We start from the raw sequence: 14,174 nt of genomic DNA, 5'->3' as shown, positions 1-14,174 counted from the left end.
GAGGGCATCGATGATCATGTGGCGGCTACTCCCTCGCGCGAGCGTATTCGGGGAACCGGTTTCTCAACGCCTGGTCGAAAGCTTGCGCCCGCTCCAGTGACGCCCGCGCATAGAACTGCGCGCGTGGCAGGTATCAGGCCATCAGCGCCGCTGCTGTGGTCGCCGCGCCGTCGAGCAAACAGCTAGGGTTCGGAACGATCTGGATCGGCAGCAGCAGCGCGGCGTTCGGTGATCCCCACTCTCGCAGTACCGCGCCGCTGCGGCCGAGCAGCAACAACAGCGCCAACAATGCAGTGCTGATGGTGATAGCACGACAGCAGCGCCACGTCAGCGCGATAGCAGCATCGCGCGGCGGCAGGGCGAGGACAGCAGTAGGCGGCCTTCGATCCCATCTCGCGCATACCCAGTGACTACCTCGCATAGGTTGCGACGTATGCGACGTAGTCACTGGGTATGCGACAACTAGCATCGAGGACAACGAGAAAGGCCGTCCGACTTGGATATCCCGAGTCGGACGGCCTTATCACTCAGCGGCTGAACTACCGGCGTTCCCCGGTAGAGGGGGCCCTAGTTGTAGTACGTATCCGAGTACGCGTACTGATCCGAGCGCGGGTCCTGCGACTTTCCTTCGGACGCCCCGGTCGAAGCCCGGTCCCCATGTCCCGGCCACCAGGCCCGGTGACCGATCAGCGCCGTCACCGCTGGGGTGAAGAACATCGCCATGACGAATGCGGCGATCGCGATGCCCACCGATATCGCGAAGCCCATCTGCGACAGCACGTTATTGCCAGCGAGCATCATCGAGGCGAAGGTGCCCGCCAGGATCACACCAGCGGCGGCGACCGTCGGACCGGTGTGCCGAATCGCGAGGGCCGCAGCCTGTTTCGGCTCGTTTCCGGCCCGCGCCTCCTCGCGCAAACGAGCGACCATCAGAATGTTGTAGTCGGTACCGAGGGCGACCACGAATAGGTACATGATCACCGGCAAGTGGAAGATCAGTCCGGAATTGCCCTGGAACTGTTGGAACACCAGCACTGCGGCACCGAGCGTCGCGGCGAAGCCGAGGAAGACCGAGGCCATCAGGTATAACGGCGCCACCAGACTGCGCAGCAGCAGCGCCAGCACGATCATGATGAGAATCGCCGCCACCGGGAACACGATCTTGTAGTCGTGGACCATCGCATCCTGGAAGTCGACATACACCGACGTAATGCCACCCACTGCGGCGGTAGTGCCCGCGGGTGCCGCCGAATGCGCGGCATTGCGCAGCGGATCACGCACCGTATCGAGCGCGGCATCCGATTCGGGCGAACCATTGAGGGTCACCTGGAAGTCGGCGGCCAGTCGATCGCTCGATACCGTCGGCGTCGCAACCTGATTCACACCCGGCACGGCGGCGAGCACGGCACGGTAGGTGGTGAGCTGTTCATCGTCGAGCGGTGCGCCGGTGTCCGAACGCAACAGCACCTCGGACGGCTGGGTCGACCCGGCGGGCATGCCCTTGAGCAATTCCTTGTTGTAGACCGTCGATTCGGCGGAATCCGAGGTTGAGCCCGAACTCAGATCGAATGTCGGATGGAAGCCGAACGCGAACACACCGAGGGCTACCAGCAGCCCACCGGATACCGCCGCGAACACACCGGGCCGCCGCCCCATCGCCGCGCCGATCGCGCTGAAGCGCGCACCCTTCGGCTCCTGCTGCCACGCCTTGGACGGCCAGAACACCTTGGTGCCCAACAGCGAAACCACGGCGGGCACGAGCGTGAGTCCGGCCACCAACGCCACCGCGACCGCGATCGCCAGCGCCGGACCGAGCGCACGGAACATGCCGAGCGTCGACAGGACCAACGCCATGAATGCGATGATGACCGCACCCGCCGCCGACGTGATCGCCTCGCCGACCTTGGTGACCGCACTGACCATCGCGGTCTTCGGATCCTCACCGGCGCGCAGTCGCTCCCGGTACCGGAACATCAGGAACAGGATGTAGTCGGTGCCGACGCCGAATAGCACCACCAGCAGAATGGAATTCACCGAACTGTCGACCTCGAGGTCGAAGGCCTTGCTGACCATGGCGATCAGACCGCCGACGGTGCCGGAGATCGCGCCGATCACGACAATCGGCAGCAGCGCGATGACCGGACTGCGGAAGATGATCAGCAGCAGCACCAGAATCAGCACCACCGTCGCGATACCGATTATGGCCATACCCTTTGCGCCGGATTCGGTCTGATCCAGCATCTGCGCCGCCTGACCGGTGACCCCCGCCTTCAGATCCGTCCCCCGCACCTGATCCCGCAATGCGTCCCGCAGTTTCTCGACCGCATCGGTCTGCGTCGTATCGCCCGCATTGGTCACCTTCGTCATCTGCACGGCGGCGACCTGCACCAAATGGTTCTCCGAGACCACAGCGGTCTGGATGCCGATGACATCCTTGATTCTGTCGCCGTTGAGCTTCGATGCGATCGCCGTCACGCTCGCCGAATCGGCCTCGGATAGCGGTGCGCCGTCCGACCGAACGAAGACAAGTAGCGCCGCGGGTGCCTGCTGCTGCGGAAATGCCCGCTGCTGCAATTGCATCGCCTGAATCGACTCGTAATGCGATGGCAGGAATTCGGATTGGTCGGTGGTCGATTTCAGTTGCGGCGCCGAGGCCACCACCGCGATCACGATGAACAGCCAGAGACCGATCACCTTCCACGGGTGGTGCACAACGATCGCGCCCAGTCGAGCGAACATGTGGGAGAAGTCCTTTCGAGGTCCGAACGAGCGGGCCGGTCTCAGATGTCGAGTTCGTCGATCTTCGGACTCGCCGCGGTGTCGACGAGTTCGCGGTAGATGCGGGCCGGAATCCGTCCGGCGAGTTCCTCGACCGAGTCGACGATGTCCACCGTGTAGTCGCCCCAGGTCTGGTCGTCGACATCGAAGATCTCGCGCCAGTTCTTCAGCTCCTTCGCCCAGTTCGTGATGGCGAAATCCATCCAGTCGGCCTGCTGCCGGTGCACCACATATTTGCCCCTGCGGCTCAGGTAGACCCGAATCACCGCGATGCCCGCCTTGGTGAATTCCCTTGCCTCACCGAGCTTTCGTCCGACGAAACGCTGCCTGCGCAGGCCGCCGGGACCGGTTTTGAGCAGCACATCGCGCATATCCGATGAGCTCTTATCGATATCGACCGGTGTATGCGGATTCGCGTTCATGATTCCCCGTCTCATAAATAGATATGCAATAAAGCATGAGATCGACGCCAGCGGGCCCGATTCGGCCCGCCGCGATGACTTGATCTGCTGTTTTCGGGTTGCCTCGAGCAGGCTCGTCGGCTTCTGTCGAGAATCACTATAAGTAGATGTATACGTATAACGCAAGCCCTCGGATCGGCTGAATTCAGCGAACCCCGACGGGCCGCCCTTCCCGCGCGACGTTCCGCACTACCTTGACCAGCAATGCCAGCCCGATCCCGAGTCCGAGTCCGAGTACCGCGGCCACCGCGAATCCGGCCGGGAATCCGCCCGCGTCGATGGCGACGCCACAGAGGGAACTGCCGACGCCGTTGCCGAACGTCATCGCGGCGGCGTGCCAGCCGATCGCCTCGCCGCGCCCGCCCTCGGGGACGATCCGGCTCAACTGGTCGACAGATGCGACAAGTGTTGGCGCACACAGCGCTCCGGCGAAGAGCCCGGCCACGCCGAGCGACAGCGGACCGACGGCGAAGCACATCGGAATGGTGACGACGCCGAGTCCGGCGAGCAGCACATACGTCGAAATGGATCGGCGCAGCGCGCCGTACACGAGACCACCGACGAGCGAACCGAAACCCCAGACCGCCATGACCACGCCGAGCCATTGCTGCGCGCCGAACTCGCGAATGGCCGAGACGAAGGTCAATTCCGAACCCGCGAGCACCGCGATCGCCACACCCGCGCCGACGCACAGCGCGACGAACTCCAGCCGGAACCATTCGCGCCGCGGTACCGCCGCGACCTCGACCTTGTCATCCCCACCCTGATCGGCGGAGCGCAGCGGCGGATCGCGCACCCACAGAAAGGCTCCCGCGAAAACCAGCGCCATCTGCATCGCGAACAGGGTCAGCGTCGTCGACCATACGGTCGCGGCGGCAACGCCGAGCACCGGTCCCACCATGAATGCCGTCTCCACCGACACCGACTCCAGCGCCAGCGCCGGTTGGCGGGTCTGTTCGCTGGTCGCCGCGATCACGGCCTGCCGCACCACCGTGAAGATCGGAATATCGAAAAGCCCTGCGATCGCCGCGAGCACCAACAGCGCCGCGTACCCGACGAACGGCGCGATCGACCAGCACACCGCGCCGACCACGATCGAGGGCAGGATCGTGCGCCGCAACCCGAACCGATCCAGCATCCGCCCGCGCCAGGGCCCACTCGCCGCAACACACAGCGTGACAATCGAGCTCAGCGCCCCGGCCTGTCCATACGACCCGTGCAATGTCTGCACGACATGCAGTGCGAGCACTACCGACCCGGCGAACACCGGAATCCGAACCAGCACCCCCAGCAGCAGCACATTGCGCAACGCCGAGTTCGCCAGCACCTCCCGATAGGACCGCACTCGACCGAGCGTCGCACGCCTGTCCACCACCACGCCACCGATTAATTTCACGAGCCGAGCTACGGCGCGCCGGCCATGTGACAGGCAGCTCTCGAACTATTCAGCAAGTCGCTTCAACCGAAGTACGGATCCGTCGAGATTCCGCACAGCGAGTGAATCTTTCCGCCTCGGATATCGATCGCGAGCACCCGCTCGATGCAAGTGCCGCGTCCAGATAGCTTCTGAGGCCACTGAGACGTCGAGCGCAGTCATACGGCAGTGCCTGCCTGGCGTGCCACGTTTCGACTGCGCTCAGCGAATGAGCCGGAACTGATTGCGCGGCAACCTCTCTGGCCGGACACTGGTTCAGGCCGATCACTATCGATCGCGAGCACCGCTCGATGCAAGTGCCGCGTCCAGATAGCTTCTGAGCTAACTGAGATCCGTCGAGCGCAGTCATATGGCAGTGCCTGCGGGACGGCAGTGCCTGCGGGACGTGTCCTACCACGTTTCGACTGCGCTCAGCGAATGAGCCGGAACTGGTAGCGCGGCAACCTCTCTGGCCGGACACTGATTCAGGCCGATCACTATCGATCGCGAGCACCCGCTCGAGGCTGGTGCCGCGTCCAGCCTCTGAGGTAACTGAGATCCGTCGAGCGCAGTCATACGGCGGTGCCCGTGGGGCGTGTCGTGCCACGTATCGACTGCGCTCGGCGAATGAGCCGGAACTGATAGCGCGGCAACCTATCTGGACGGGCACTAGTCAGTCGGTCACTGTGGCGCGGGCGCACCGTGTTCGAGGTAGGCGGTGCGGCACGTGGAATGCGCGATATGCGCTTGGCGTAGTCGGCGGGCGAGTCGCGGGATGAGATAGTCATCGAGTTTCGACAATGACACCCAAGCCCACTGGTCGAGTTCGGTCTCCTGCAGCGTGATGGCTTGCTCATCGGATCCGAGCTCGCCGCAATCGAAAATGTAGAGAATTTTGTCGCCGTCGGTTTCGGTAGGCGCCCAATCGTGAACAAGCAATTGCTTTGGGCTACGGTCGATTCCGAGTTCTTCGCGAATCTCGCGACGACAGGCCGCTCCTGGCGACTCCCCCGGCTCGACATAACCGCCGGGTATATCCCAACCACTGCCGTACGTCTTGTGCACCAAGAAAACCTCGTCGCCGCGCACGAAAAGCGCTCCCGCCGCCAGCCGTGCGCGCGCAAAATGATTGTCTTCGTCGGTCATTGGTTCACCTCACGACGTGCATTCGTTGGGCCAAGGCTTGCAAAACGAACGAAGGACTGCCGTGCGCATTGCGCATCCAGGTGAGTACGAGTTGTCGACTGAGGTAATGGTGGCGAACTTGTTCCGGTGCCGCCCGCTCGGCGTCGAGTAGAGCCGATACCGAATCCTGTTGACGGCCAGCCAGATTGAATGCGCGAGCAAGTTCGAGTTGGTGCCGAATCCGGCGCTCCACCGGGAGGGCGGAGGTATCCAGCCCGGGACCCAACCGAAGCGCGATCTGCACATCGCCGAGTTCCATCGCGGTATTGACTCGATGGATCGCGACATTGGTGGGTCCGAATGCCGTCCACAGGCAGTTCCGATCACCACCCAATTTCCTCGCAGCCTCATCCGCCTCGGCCAGAAACACCTGCACTGTGTCGCGACGATTGCTACGCGCGGCTGCCATCGAGCCGACAAGAAGCAATGTTCCGTATACCGACAACATGTCGTCGCGGCCCGCACCGAGATACGGCCGCAAGTACTCCGCTCCTGCTTCGACCAGATCGACAGCGGGTTCTACCCGGCCCGTCGACATGACCGTGAAGGCGACAGATCGCATCAGGGAACCGACGATGGCGAGATCATCGGTCCGCTGCGCCGCCACGAGACCCCGTTCGGCGGCATTCCAAGCCAAATCCGTTTCACCGAGTTTGGTCAAAACAGCGGCCGCGACCTGATAGCACAGCGCCAACAGCCGAAACCCCTGTGCTTTCTCATCTCGCCGGGCGACGGTCAGAGCAGCAGACAACAGGCTGGGCAATCGACCCGCGACGAATGCGAACTTGGCATCCTGGTACGCATCGAAGACACCGCAAAGCTCTCGTTCCAGGGTCGGCAGCTGCAATGCGTCCGGATCACGATCGGGCGGCATCAGTTCGGGCATCAAATGGCTGTAGTCCATCAACGCGGCCCGGAGTGCGGGAATGGTCGAGGTCCCACTGTCGATGGTCCACTCCAACAGGCTCGGATCACCGATCAGGTCGCCCAGCGAAACATCCAATGCGTCTGCGAGTAGGCGGATTACCGACAAACGGTCCAGTGGAATCCGATTGTTTTCGACCTTGCTCATCCAATCGTCTGTCCGCCCGACAAGTCCGGCTAGCACGTCTTGGGACATACCGCGACGCCGTCGGTACCAACACACCCGCTCACCGATGGTGAGGTTCTGGGACATTCCGCGCACAACACAATCTTCCGACTCGGCTGGGCAACGATCCCGGAAAGATATTCCGGGCATACATCTGATCTGGCCTCAGGCTACTTGCAAACCAACGACATCAGTGCTGAACGGGACAAGGCCACCGTGGACACCGAGGGACTCGAGAACGTCGTCGATTGGGCGGACTACTACCGCCAACAGTTTCATCTCCCCGCCGAGGAACGTGGCGGTTACGTCATGCTCCCGGTGACGAACCATTTGGGTATCGTCCACATACCCAAGCTATTGGCCGAAAAAGTCCGGATTTCATTGCTACGGCAGGGCACTCTCGGCCCACTGCTCGCGCGGCAGATTCGCTGGACTTTCGTGGCGGCCGTGGACTACGCCCCTGGCCGTCAAGTCCTGGAACTGCTGGCGCGCAAAAACATTTGTGTGCCCGTGGTCGGCAGCGCGCTGATGATCCCGACCAGCCTCGGACGCTGGACCCGTGAGGGCGCGCACTGGATCAATCCACCGGCCCGCGACCAATCGATGCCGATGCTTTCGACCGTCATCAGCACTACGCTGGCAGCAATTTCGGATCGAAGCGACCGACCGGCTTCATCGTGGACCGGGTGAATAATCCGAACCGCTGAGGAGATATGAAAAAGGCCCGCTTCCCAATAAATGGGAAGCGGGCCTTTGCTTTTCCGCCGGAAAGACTTACTTGGCCTTCTCCAGGACCTCGACCAACCGCCAGTGCTTGGTGGCCGACAGCGGGCGGGTCTCCATCAGCTGGACGCGGTCGCCGACACCGGCGATCTCGTTCTCGTCATGCGCCTTCACCTTGGTGGTGGAGCGAATGATCTTGCCGTAGAGCTTGTGCCGCGTGCGGTCTTCCAGCTCGACCACGATGGTCTTGTTCATCTTGTCCGAGACCACGTAGCCGATGCGGACCTTGCGGGTGCCGCGCTTGACCTCGGGGGTCACTTTCTCTTCACTCATGCCGCATCTCCCTTGCCAGCGGGTGCCGAGGCCAGGCCGAGCTCACGCTCGCGCATGACCGTGTAGATGCGCGCGATCTCGTGACGCACGACGCGCAGGCGACGGTTGTTGTCCAACTGACCCGTCGCCATCTGGAAGCGCAGATTGAACAGCTCTTCCTTCGACTCGCGCAGGCGGGCGACGAGCTCCTCTTCGTTGAGCTCGCGGAGCTCTGCGGCCGGTGTACCGGTAGCCATCAGAACTGCTCCTCCCTGGTCACGATCCTGCACTTCATGGGGAGCTTGTGCATCGCGCGGCGCAGGGCCTCACGAGCGATCTCCTCGTTGGGGTAACTCATTTCGAACATCACGCGTCCGGGCTTGACGTTCGCGACCCACCACTCCGGCGAGCCCTTACCGGAACCCATGCGGGTTTCGGCCGGCTTCTTGGTGAGCGGGCGATCCGGGTAGATGTTGATCCAGATCTTGCCGCCACGCTTGATGTGGCGGGTCATCGCGATACGCGCGGACTCGATCTGCCGGTTGGTGACGTAGGCGGGCTCGAGAGCCTGGATGCCGAATTCACCGAACGCGACCGAAGTGCCGCCCTTGGCCATGCCGCTGCGGCTCGGGTGATGCTGCTTCCGGTGCTTGACCTTCCGTGGCATCAACATGCGTCAGCCCTCCTGTGTTTCTGCCGGGGCGTCGGCAACCGCGGTAGCAGCGCCGGCACGACCGGCCTCGGTGCTGGTCGCGGTGGTGCCTGCGGAACCGGACCGACGCGGGCGGCTCGGCCGCTCCCGACGCTCGCGGCGGTCACCAGCGGCGGGCGCGGCCGCGGCCGTGACCTCACGCTTGCCACCGACGATGTCGCCCTTGTAGATCCAGACCTTCACGCCGATGCGACCGAAGGTGGTCTTGGCCTCGTAGAGGCCGTAGTCGATGTCCGCGCGCAGCGTGTGCAGCGGGACGCGACCCTCACGGTAGAACTCCGAGCGCGACATTTCAGCGCCGCCGAGGCGGCCCGAGCACTGCACACGGATGCCCTTGACGTTCGGCGAACGCATGGCCGACTGGATCGCCTTGCGCATCGCGCGACGGAACGCCACACGGTTGGACAGCTGCTCGGCCACGCCCTGGGCGACGAGCTGCGCATCCGACTCGGGGTTCTTGACCTCGAGGATGTTCAGCTGCACCTGCTTCTTGGTGAGCTTCTCCAGCTCGGCGCGAATGCGATCGGCCTCGGCGCCGCGGCGACCGATGACGATGCCAGGACGCGCGGTGTGGATGTCGACGCGAACCCGGTCACGGGTGCGCTCGATCTCCACCTTGGAGATGCCCGCCCGCTCCATGCCAGTGGCCAGGAGCTTGCGGATGGCGACGTCTTCCTTCACGTAGTCCGCGTACTGCTTGTCCGCGTACCAACGCGACTTCCAGTCGGTGGTGATACCGAGGCGGAAGCCATGGGGGTTGATTTTCTGTCCCATTTACTTTGCCCCTCCCTTCCGGCGGTTACGAGTGGATCCACCGGCGGTGGGCACGCTCTCGACCTCGATGGTGATGTGGCTGGTGCGCTTGCGGATCCGGAACGCGCGGCCCTGGGCCCGCGGCTGGAAACGCTTCATGGTCGCGCCCTCGTCGACGTAGGCGGTCGAGATCACCAGGGTCGACGGATTCAGGCCGAGGTTGTTCTCGGCATTCGCCGCGGCGCTGGCCACGACCTTGGCGACCGGCTCGCTCGCGGCCTGGGGCGCGAACTTCAGGATCGCGAGGGCGTCCTCGACCCGCTTGCCGCGGACCAGGTCCACGACACGGCGAGCCTTCATCGGTGTGACGCGAACGTGCTTGGCGGTCGCGCGCGCAGTCGGATTCTGAGTCTCAGTGGTCATCGCCGCTTGCTCTTCCGATCTTCCTTGACGTGGCTCTTGAACGTCCGGGTGGGCGCGAACTCACCCAGCTTGTGGCCGACCATGGACTCCGAGACGAACACCGGCACATGCTTGCGGCCGTCGTGGACGGCGAAGGTGTGACCGATGAAATCGGGGATGATGGTCGAACGACGGGACCAGGTCTTGATGACCTGCTTGCTGCCCTTTTCGTTCTGTACGTCCACCTTCGCGAGGAGGTGGTCGTCGACGAACGGGCCCTTCTTGAGGCTGCGTGGCATTTCTTACCTCCTCCTTCAGCGCTTCTTGCCGGTCTTGCGACGGCGGACGATGAGCTTGTCGCTCGGACGGTTGGGCTTGCGGGTGCGGCCTTCCGGCTGACCCCACGGCGAGACCGGATGGCGACCACCGGAGGTTTTGCCTTCACCACCACCATGCGGGTGGTCGACCGGGTTCATCACGACACCACGGACCGTGGGGCGGCGACCCTTCCAGCGCATGCGGCCGGCCTTACCCCAGTTGATGTTCGACTGTTCGGCATTGCCGACCTCGCCGACGGTGGCGCGGCAGCGCACGTCGACGCGACGGATCTCACCGGAGGGCATACGCAGCGTGGCGTAGGGGCCTTCCTTACCGAGCAGCTGGATGCTCATGCCGGCGGCACGGGCCATCTTGGCGCCACCACCCGGACGCAGCTCCACGTTGTGGACCGTGGTACCGGTCGGGATGTTGCGCAGCGGCAGGTTGTTGCCCGGCTTGATGTCGGCGGTCGGGCCGGACTCGATCGGGGTGCCCTGCTGGATACCCTTCGGCGCCAGGATGTAGCGCTTCTCGCCGTCCACGTAGTGCAGCAGCGCGATGTTGGCGGTGCGGTTCGGGTCGTACTCGATGTGGGCGACCTTGGCCGGGATGCCGTCCTTGTCCAGGCGACGGAAGTCGATCAGACGGTAGGCACGCTTGTGGCCGCCACCGCGGTGGCGGGTGGTGATGCGACCGTGAGCGTTGCGGCCACCCTTGCTGTGCAGCGGGCGGATCAGCGACTTCTCGGGGGTCGACCGAGTGATCTCAGCGAAGTCCGAGACGCTGGAGCCACGACGGCCCGGCGTAGTCGGCTTGTACTTACGGATTGCCATGAGTTCTTCTCTGCTTTCTGGATTCCCAGGCGCTTACGCGACCGGGCCTCCGAAGATCTCGATGGGCTTGCTGTCGGCCGAGATGGTCACGAGCGCGCGCTTGGTGTCCTTGCGCTTGCCGTAACCGAAGCGGGTCCGCTTGCGCTTGCCCTGACGGTTGGCGGTGTTGACGCTGGTCACCTTCACACCGAAGACCTTCTCGACGGCGATCTTGATCTGCGTCTTGTTGGAATCCGGGTGCACGATGAAGGTGTAGGTACCTTCCTCGATCAGTCCGTAGGACTTCTCCGAGATGACCGGCGCCAGCAGAATGTCGCGGGGGTCGGCGATCGTGGTCACTTGCTCTCCTCCTGTGCGGATTCGGCGGGGCCGTGCACGAAGGCGTTCAAGGCCTCGACGCTGAACACCACTTCGTCGCTCTCGAGCACGTCGTAGGTGTTGAGCTGATCCGGCGCGATCGGGTGCACGAACTCCAGGTTCTGCACGCTCTTCCAGCCCGCGACGTCCTCACGTCCGAGGACGAGCAGGAACTTCTTCCGGTCCGAGAGCTCGGCCAGGAACGACTTCGCGGTCTTGGTCGACGGGTTCTGACCCGAGACCAGTTCGGTGATCACGTGGATGCGCTCGTTGCGCGCACGATCCGAGAGAGCTCCACGCAGCGCGGCGCGGATCATCTTCTTGGGGGTGCGCTGGCTGTAGTCGCGCGGCTGCGGACCGTGCACGGTGCCACCACCGGCGAACTGCGGCGCGCGGGTAGAACCCTGACGGGCGCGACCGGTGCCCTTCTGGCGGTACGGCTTCTTGCCACCACCGGAGACCTCGCCGCGCGTCTTCGTCGCGTGCGTGCCCTGGCGTGCGGCAGCGAGCTGCGCGACGACGACCTGGTGCATCAGCGAGATGTTCGCGGTGGCATCGAAGATCTCCGCGGGGAGCTCGACGGTGCCGTTGGTCTTGCCGCCGAGTTCCTTGACCGGGAGGGTCAGGTTCGTCTTCTTCTCGACGCTGGTCATGCGTGCGCACCACCCTTCACTGCGCTCTTGACGGTCACGACGCTGCCCTTGCGACCGGGGATCGCGCCCTTGATGAGCAGCAGGCCGTTCTCGGCGTCCACCTTGTGAACCGAGAGGTTCTGCGTGGTGACGCGGTCGTTACCCATACGACCCGACATGCGCATGCCCTTGAACACACGGCCGGGGGTGGCGCAACCACCGATGGAACCCGGGCGACGGTGCACTGCCTGCGCACCGTGCGAGGCGCCCTGACCACGGAAGCCGTGGCGCTTCATGGTGCCTGCGAAGCCCTTGCCCTTGCTGGTGCCGGTGACGTCGACGTAGGCGCCTTCTTCGAAGACATCGGCGTTGATCTCCTGGCCGACCTCGAAGGTGGAGGCGTCCGCGACCCGGATCTCGGCGACGTGGCGGCGCGGGGTGACACCGGCCTTGGCGAACTGACCGGAGACCGGCTTGTTCACCTTGCGCGGGTCGATGGCGCCGAAAGCGACCTGGACGGCGCTGTAGCCGTCGCGCTCCACGGTGCGGATCTGGGTAACGACGTTCGGTCCGGCCTTGATGACGGTCACGGGGACGACGCGGTTGTTGTCGTCGAACACCTGGGTCATGCCGAGCTTGGTGCCCAGGATGCCGGCCGCTGGCCTGTTCTTGTTGTCAGTCATATCTCGAGTCCCCGTCACTGAATGTTGACGTCGACGCTGGCCGGCAGGTCGATGCGCATGAGGGCATCAACCGTCTTCGGCGTCGGGTCGAGGATGTCGATCAGCCGCTTGTGCGTCCGCATCTCGAAGTGCTCGCGCGAGTCCTTGTACTTGTGCGGCGAACGGATGACGCAGTACACGTTCTTTTCGGTCGGCAACGGCACCGGCCCGACCACACGGGCCCCGGTGCGGGTCACCGTCTCCACGATCTTGCGCGCGGACGCGTCGATCGCTTCATGGTCATAGGCCTTGAGCCTGATGCGGATCTTCTGTCCCGCCACGCTAAGTGTCCTTTTCTCCGCTTATCGTTCGTGGTCCGGAAGCCGGCTTCCGAACCACCTTCAATTGCACAGCCCGAACACACGAAGACGTCCCAGCCCGGTCAGTCAGGCCCGGAGGTGGCAGCCTGCGCGATTACGCAGGGCCCCCGCTCGGGCAAGATCCAACACAGTGAGACCGCGACCGGGCGCCGCCCGATCCTCGCCGCTGTTCATCTGTCATGGTTCTCCGGTCCACGCGGTCGGGCGTGTCGCCCCTCCGCTCATTCCTCGGCCCCGGTTCGTAACTTCACCTGGCCTGGAACGTTGTCCCGGACGCACCCACGCTGGATGTCCAGCGAGGTACACGATTGGGTGTTGCTCGCCTCACCACCCGCCACAACCGCCGAACGGCATGACCCGGTGCAAGGCAACCCGAACAGTATGCCCGACCGCGTTGGCGACTTCAAATCCGCCCCCTGCCAACAATTCCTTAGCAGGTCAGGACATGAATCCCGGGCGCGCCCATGCCAGTCGCCGGCGACACCGGACGCCGCCACCGGCGACCGAGCGCGCTCAGGACGACGAATGCCATGAGACCGGCATCAACGGATTTCCCCATTGGCGATCCGCGACGGCCGCTGGCGAACTTACTTCTGAGTAAGATAGAGCCATGACGAAACCGACCGCGACTCATCGGATCTGGAACAAGCTGCCGGACAACCGGCTGGGGCACACCCTGTTCTCGCTGGGCATGGTGGCCCGGGTGCCCTACTTCGGCACGGTGCTGCCGAGCGTCGTGCGGTTGGAGCCCGGATTGTGCGAGGTGACCTCCCCCAAGTGGTTCGGCATCCACAACCACCTGGGCACCTTTCACGCGATCGCGGCCTGCAATCTGGCCGAGGTGGCAATGGGCATGTTGAGCGAGGCAACGGTGCCCGATACCCATCGCTGGATTCCCAAGGCCATGAATGTGCAGTACCTGGCCAAGGCCGAGACCGGTCTGCGCGCGGTGGCCGAGCTGTCCGAGGTGCCCGACTTCACCCGGATCACCGAGGGGCAGGAGCTGACTGTGCCGGTCTCCATCTACGACAAGCACGGTGTCGAGGTCGTGCACGCCGACATCACCACCTGGATCACCCCCAAGTAGGTGAGCGCGCCAGAGTCCCGAGGCAGGCGACAGCCTCTGCGCAGTGACGTGCACAGACCCAACGCGACCCTTTAT

Annotated in this window: 19 protein-coding genes; 2 read left to right on the top strand and 17 right to left on the bottom strand. The window is 64.0% G+C overall.

Annotated features, from left to right (window positions below):
* Nucleotides 1-133: 133 nt before the first annotated feature.
* The 6 genes from ACIBG0_RS10860 to ACIBG0_RS10835 form a co-directional block, all read right to left on the bottom strand.
* Nucleotides 134-286 carry a hypothetical protein gene (locus ACIBG0_RS10860; protein ID WP_397031410.1) on the bottom strand — a complete coding sequence of 51 codons (153 nt, stop codon included), beginning with the start codon at nucleotides 284-286 and terminating at the stop codon, nucleotides 134-136.
* A 281-nt stretch (nucleotides 287-567) separates the two neighbouring features.
* On the bottom strand, nucleotides 568-2,739 hold the full coding sequence (locus ACIBG0_RS10855) for an MMPL family transporter (RefSeq protein ID WP_397031408.1): 2,172 nt from the start codon (nucleotides 2,737-2,739) through the stop codon (nucleotides 568-570).
* Nucleotides 2,740-2,780: 41 nt separating this feature from the next.
* Nucleotides 2,781-3,200, bottom strand: a complete 420-nt coding sequence (locus ACIBG0_RS10850) for an EXLDI protein (RefSeq protein WP_397031406.1) — start codon at nucleotides 3,198-3,200, stop codon at nucleotides 2,781-2,783.
* A 184-nt stretch (nucleotides 3,201-3,384) separates the two neighbouring features.
* Complete coding sequence (locus tag ACIBG0_RS10845; RefSeq protein WP_397031404.1) at nucleotides 3,385-4,584, bottom strand: MFS transporter; 1,200 nt, start codon at nucleotides 4,582-4,584, stop codon at nucleotides 3,385-3,387.
* 750 nt (nucleotides 4,585-5,334) lie between these two features.
* Nucleotides 5,335-5,799, bottom strand: coding sequence for an NUDIX domain-containing protein (locus ACIBG0_RS10840; RefSeq protein ID WP_397031402.1), 465 nt, complete (start codon nucleotides 5,797-5,799; stop codon nucleotides 5,335-5,337).
* A 4-nt stretch (nucleotides 5,800-5,803) separates the two neighbouring features.
* Entirely contained in the window at nucleotides 5,804-7,015 is a 1,212-nt protein-coding gene (locus ACIBG0_RS10835; RefSeq protein ID WP_397031982.1) for a helix-turn-helix domain-containing protein, read from the bottom strand.
* An 87-nt stretch (nucleotides 7,016-7,102) separates the two neighbouring features.
* Between ACIBG0_RS10835 and ACIBG0_RS10830 the strand changes: the two genes are divergently transcribed.
* Nucleotides 7,103-7,618 carry a hypothetical protein gene (locus ACIBG0_RS10830; protein ID WP_397031401.1) on the top strand — a complete coding sequence of 172 codons (516 nt, stop codon included), beginning with the start codon at nucleotides 7,103-7,105 and terminating at the stop codon, nucleotides 7,616-7,618.
* 84 nt (nucleotides 7,619-7,702) lie between these two features.
* Here the strand turns inward: ACIBG0_RS10830 and rpsQ are convergent, their stop codons facing one another.
* From rpsQ to rpsJ, 11 genes are read right to left on the bottom strand one after another with little or no spacing between them, the layout of a single operon-like run.
* Nucleotides 7,703-7,984 (bottom strand): 30S ribosomal protein S17, encoded by a 282-nt coding sequence (gene rpsQ / locus ACIBG0_RS10825; protein ID WP_040686553.1) that lies wholly within the window; start codon nucleotides 7,982-7,984, stop codon nucleotides 7,703-7,705.
* On the bottom strand, nucleotides 7,981-8,220 hold the full coding sequence (gene rpmC / locus ACIBG0_RS10820; protein ID WP_040686552.1) for a 50S ribosomal protein L29: 240 nt from the start codon (nucleotides 8,218-8,220) through the stop codon (nucleotides 7,981-7,983). Before rpmC ends, rpsQ begins: the two co-directional genes overlap by 4 nt.
* Nucleotides 8,220-8,636 carry a 50S ribosomal protein L16 gene (gene rplP, locus ACIBG0_RS10815; protein ID WP_014349059.1) on the bottom strand — a complete coding sequence of 139 codons (417 nt, stop codon included), beginning with the start codon at nucleotides 8,634-8,636 and terminating at the stop codon, nucleotides 8,220-8,222. The genes rpmC and rplP overlap by 1 nt, the downstream gene beginning before the upstream one ends.
* Before the next feature lie 3 nt (nucleotides 8,637-8,639).
* Nucleotides 8,640-9,449, bottom strand: a complete 810-nt coding sequence (gene rpsC, locus ACIBG0_RS10810; RefSeq protein WP_040686551.1) for a 30S ribosomal protein S3 — start codon at nucleotides 9,447-9,449, stop codon at nucleotides 8,640-8,642.
* Nucleotides 9,450-9,851 carry a 50S ribosomal protein L22 gene (rplV, locus tag ACIBG0_RS10805; protein ID WP_364355561.1) on the bottom strand — a complete coding sequence of 134 codons (402 nt, stop codon included), beginning with the start codon at nucleotides 9,849-9,851 and terminating at the stop codon, nucleotides 9,450-9,452. It lies immediately after the preceding gene.
* Nucleotides 9,848-10,129: a 30S ribosomal protein S19 gene (gene rpsS, locus ACIBG0_RS10800; RefSeq protein ID WP_040686549.1), complete on the bottom strand. Its 282-nt coding sequence runs from the start codon at nucleotides 10,127-10,129 to the stop codon at nucleotides 9,848-9,850. Before rpsS ends, rplV begins: the two co-directional genes overlap by 4 nt.
* 15 nt (nucleotides 10,130-10,144) lie before the next feature.
* Complete coding sequence (gene rplB / locus ACIBG0_RS10795; RefSeq protein WP_397031399.1) at nucleotides 10,145-10,981, bottom strand: 50S ribosomal protein L2; 837 nt, start codon at nucleotides 10,979-10,981, stop codon at nucleotides 10,145-10,147.
* Nucleotides 10,982-11,014: 33 nt separating this feature from the next.
* Entirely contained in the window at nucleotides 11,015-11,320 is a 306-nt protein-coding gene (rplW, locus tag ACIBG0_RS10790) for a 50S ribosomal protein L23 (RefSeq protein ID WP_040686547.1), read from the bottom strand.
* Entirely contained in the window at nucleotides 11,317-11,991 is a 675-nt protein-coding gene (rplD, locus tag ACIBG0_RS10785; protein WP_397031397.1) for a 50S ribosomal protein L4, read from the bottom strand. The genes rplW and rplD overlap by 4 nt, the downstream gene beginning before the upstream one ends.
* Nucleotides 11,988-12,653 (bottom strand): 50S ribosomal protein L3, encoded by a 666-nt coding sequence (gene rplC, locus ACIBG0_RS10780; RefSeq protein ID WP_397031395.1) that lies wholly within the window; start codon nucleotides 12,651-12,653, stop codon nucleotides 11,988-11,990. The genes rplD and rplC overlap by 4 nt, the downstream gene beginning before the upstream one ends.
* Before the next feature lie 14 nt (nucleotides 12,654-12,667).
* Entirely contained in the window at nucleotides 12,668-12,973 is a 306-nt protein-coding gene (gene rpsJ / locus ACIBG0_RS10775) for a 30S ribosomal protein S10 (RefSeq protein ID WP_003938093.1), read from the bottom strand.
* A gap of 649 nt (nucleotides 12,974-13,622) precedes the next feature.
* Here rpsJ and ACIBG0_RS10770 point away from each other — a divergent pair.
* Nucleotides 13,623-14,099 (top strand): hotdog fold domain-containing protein, encoded by a 477-nt coding sequence (locus ACIBG0_RS10770; protein WP_397031393.1) that lies wholly within the window; start codon nucleotides 13,623-13,625, stop codon nucleotides 14,097-14,099.
* The last annotated feature ends 75 nt before the right edge of the window (nucleotides 14,100-14,174 follow it).

Origin of the sequence: Nocardia sp. NPDC050630, assembly GCF_044457245.1 — a bacterium.
GTDB lineage: Bacteria > Actinomycetota > Actinomycetes > Mycobacteriales > Mycobacteriaceae > Nocardia.
The sequence above is the reverse complement of the archived record's forward strand: the minus strand, read 5'-3'. Positions and strand labels throughout refer to the sequence as shown.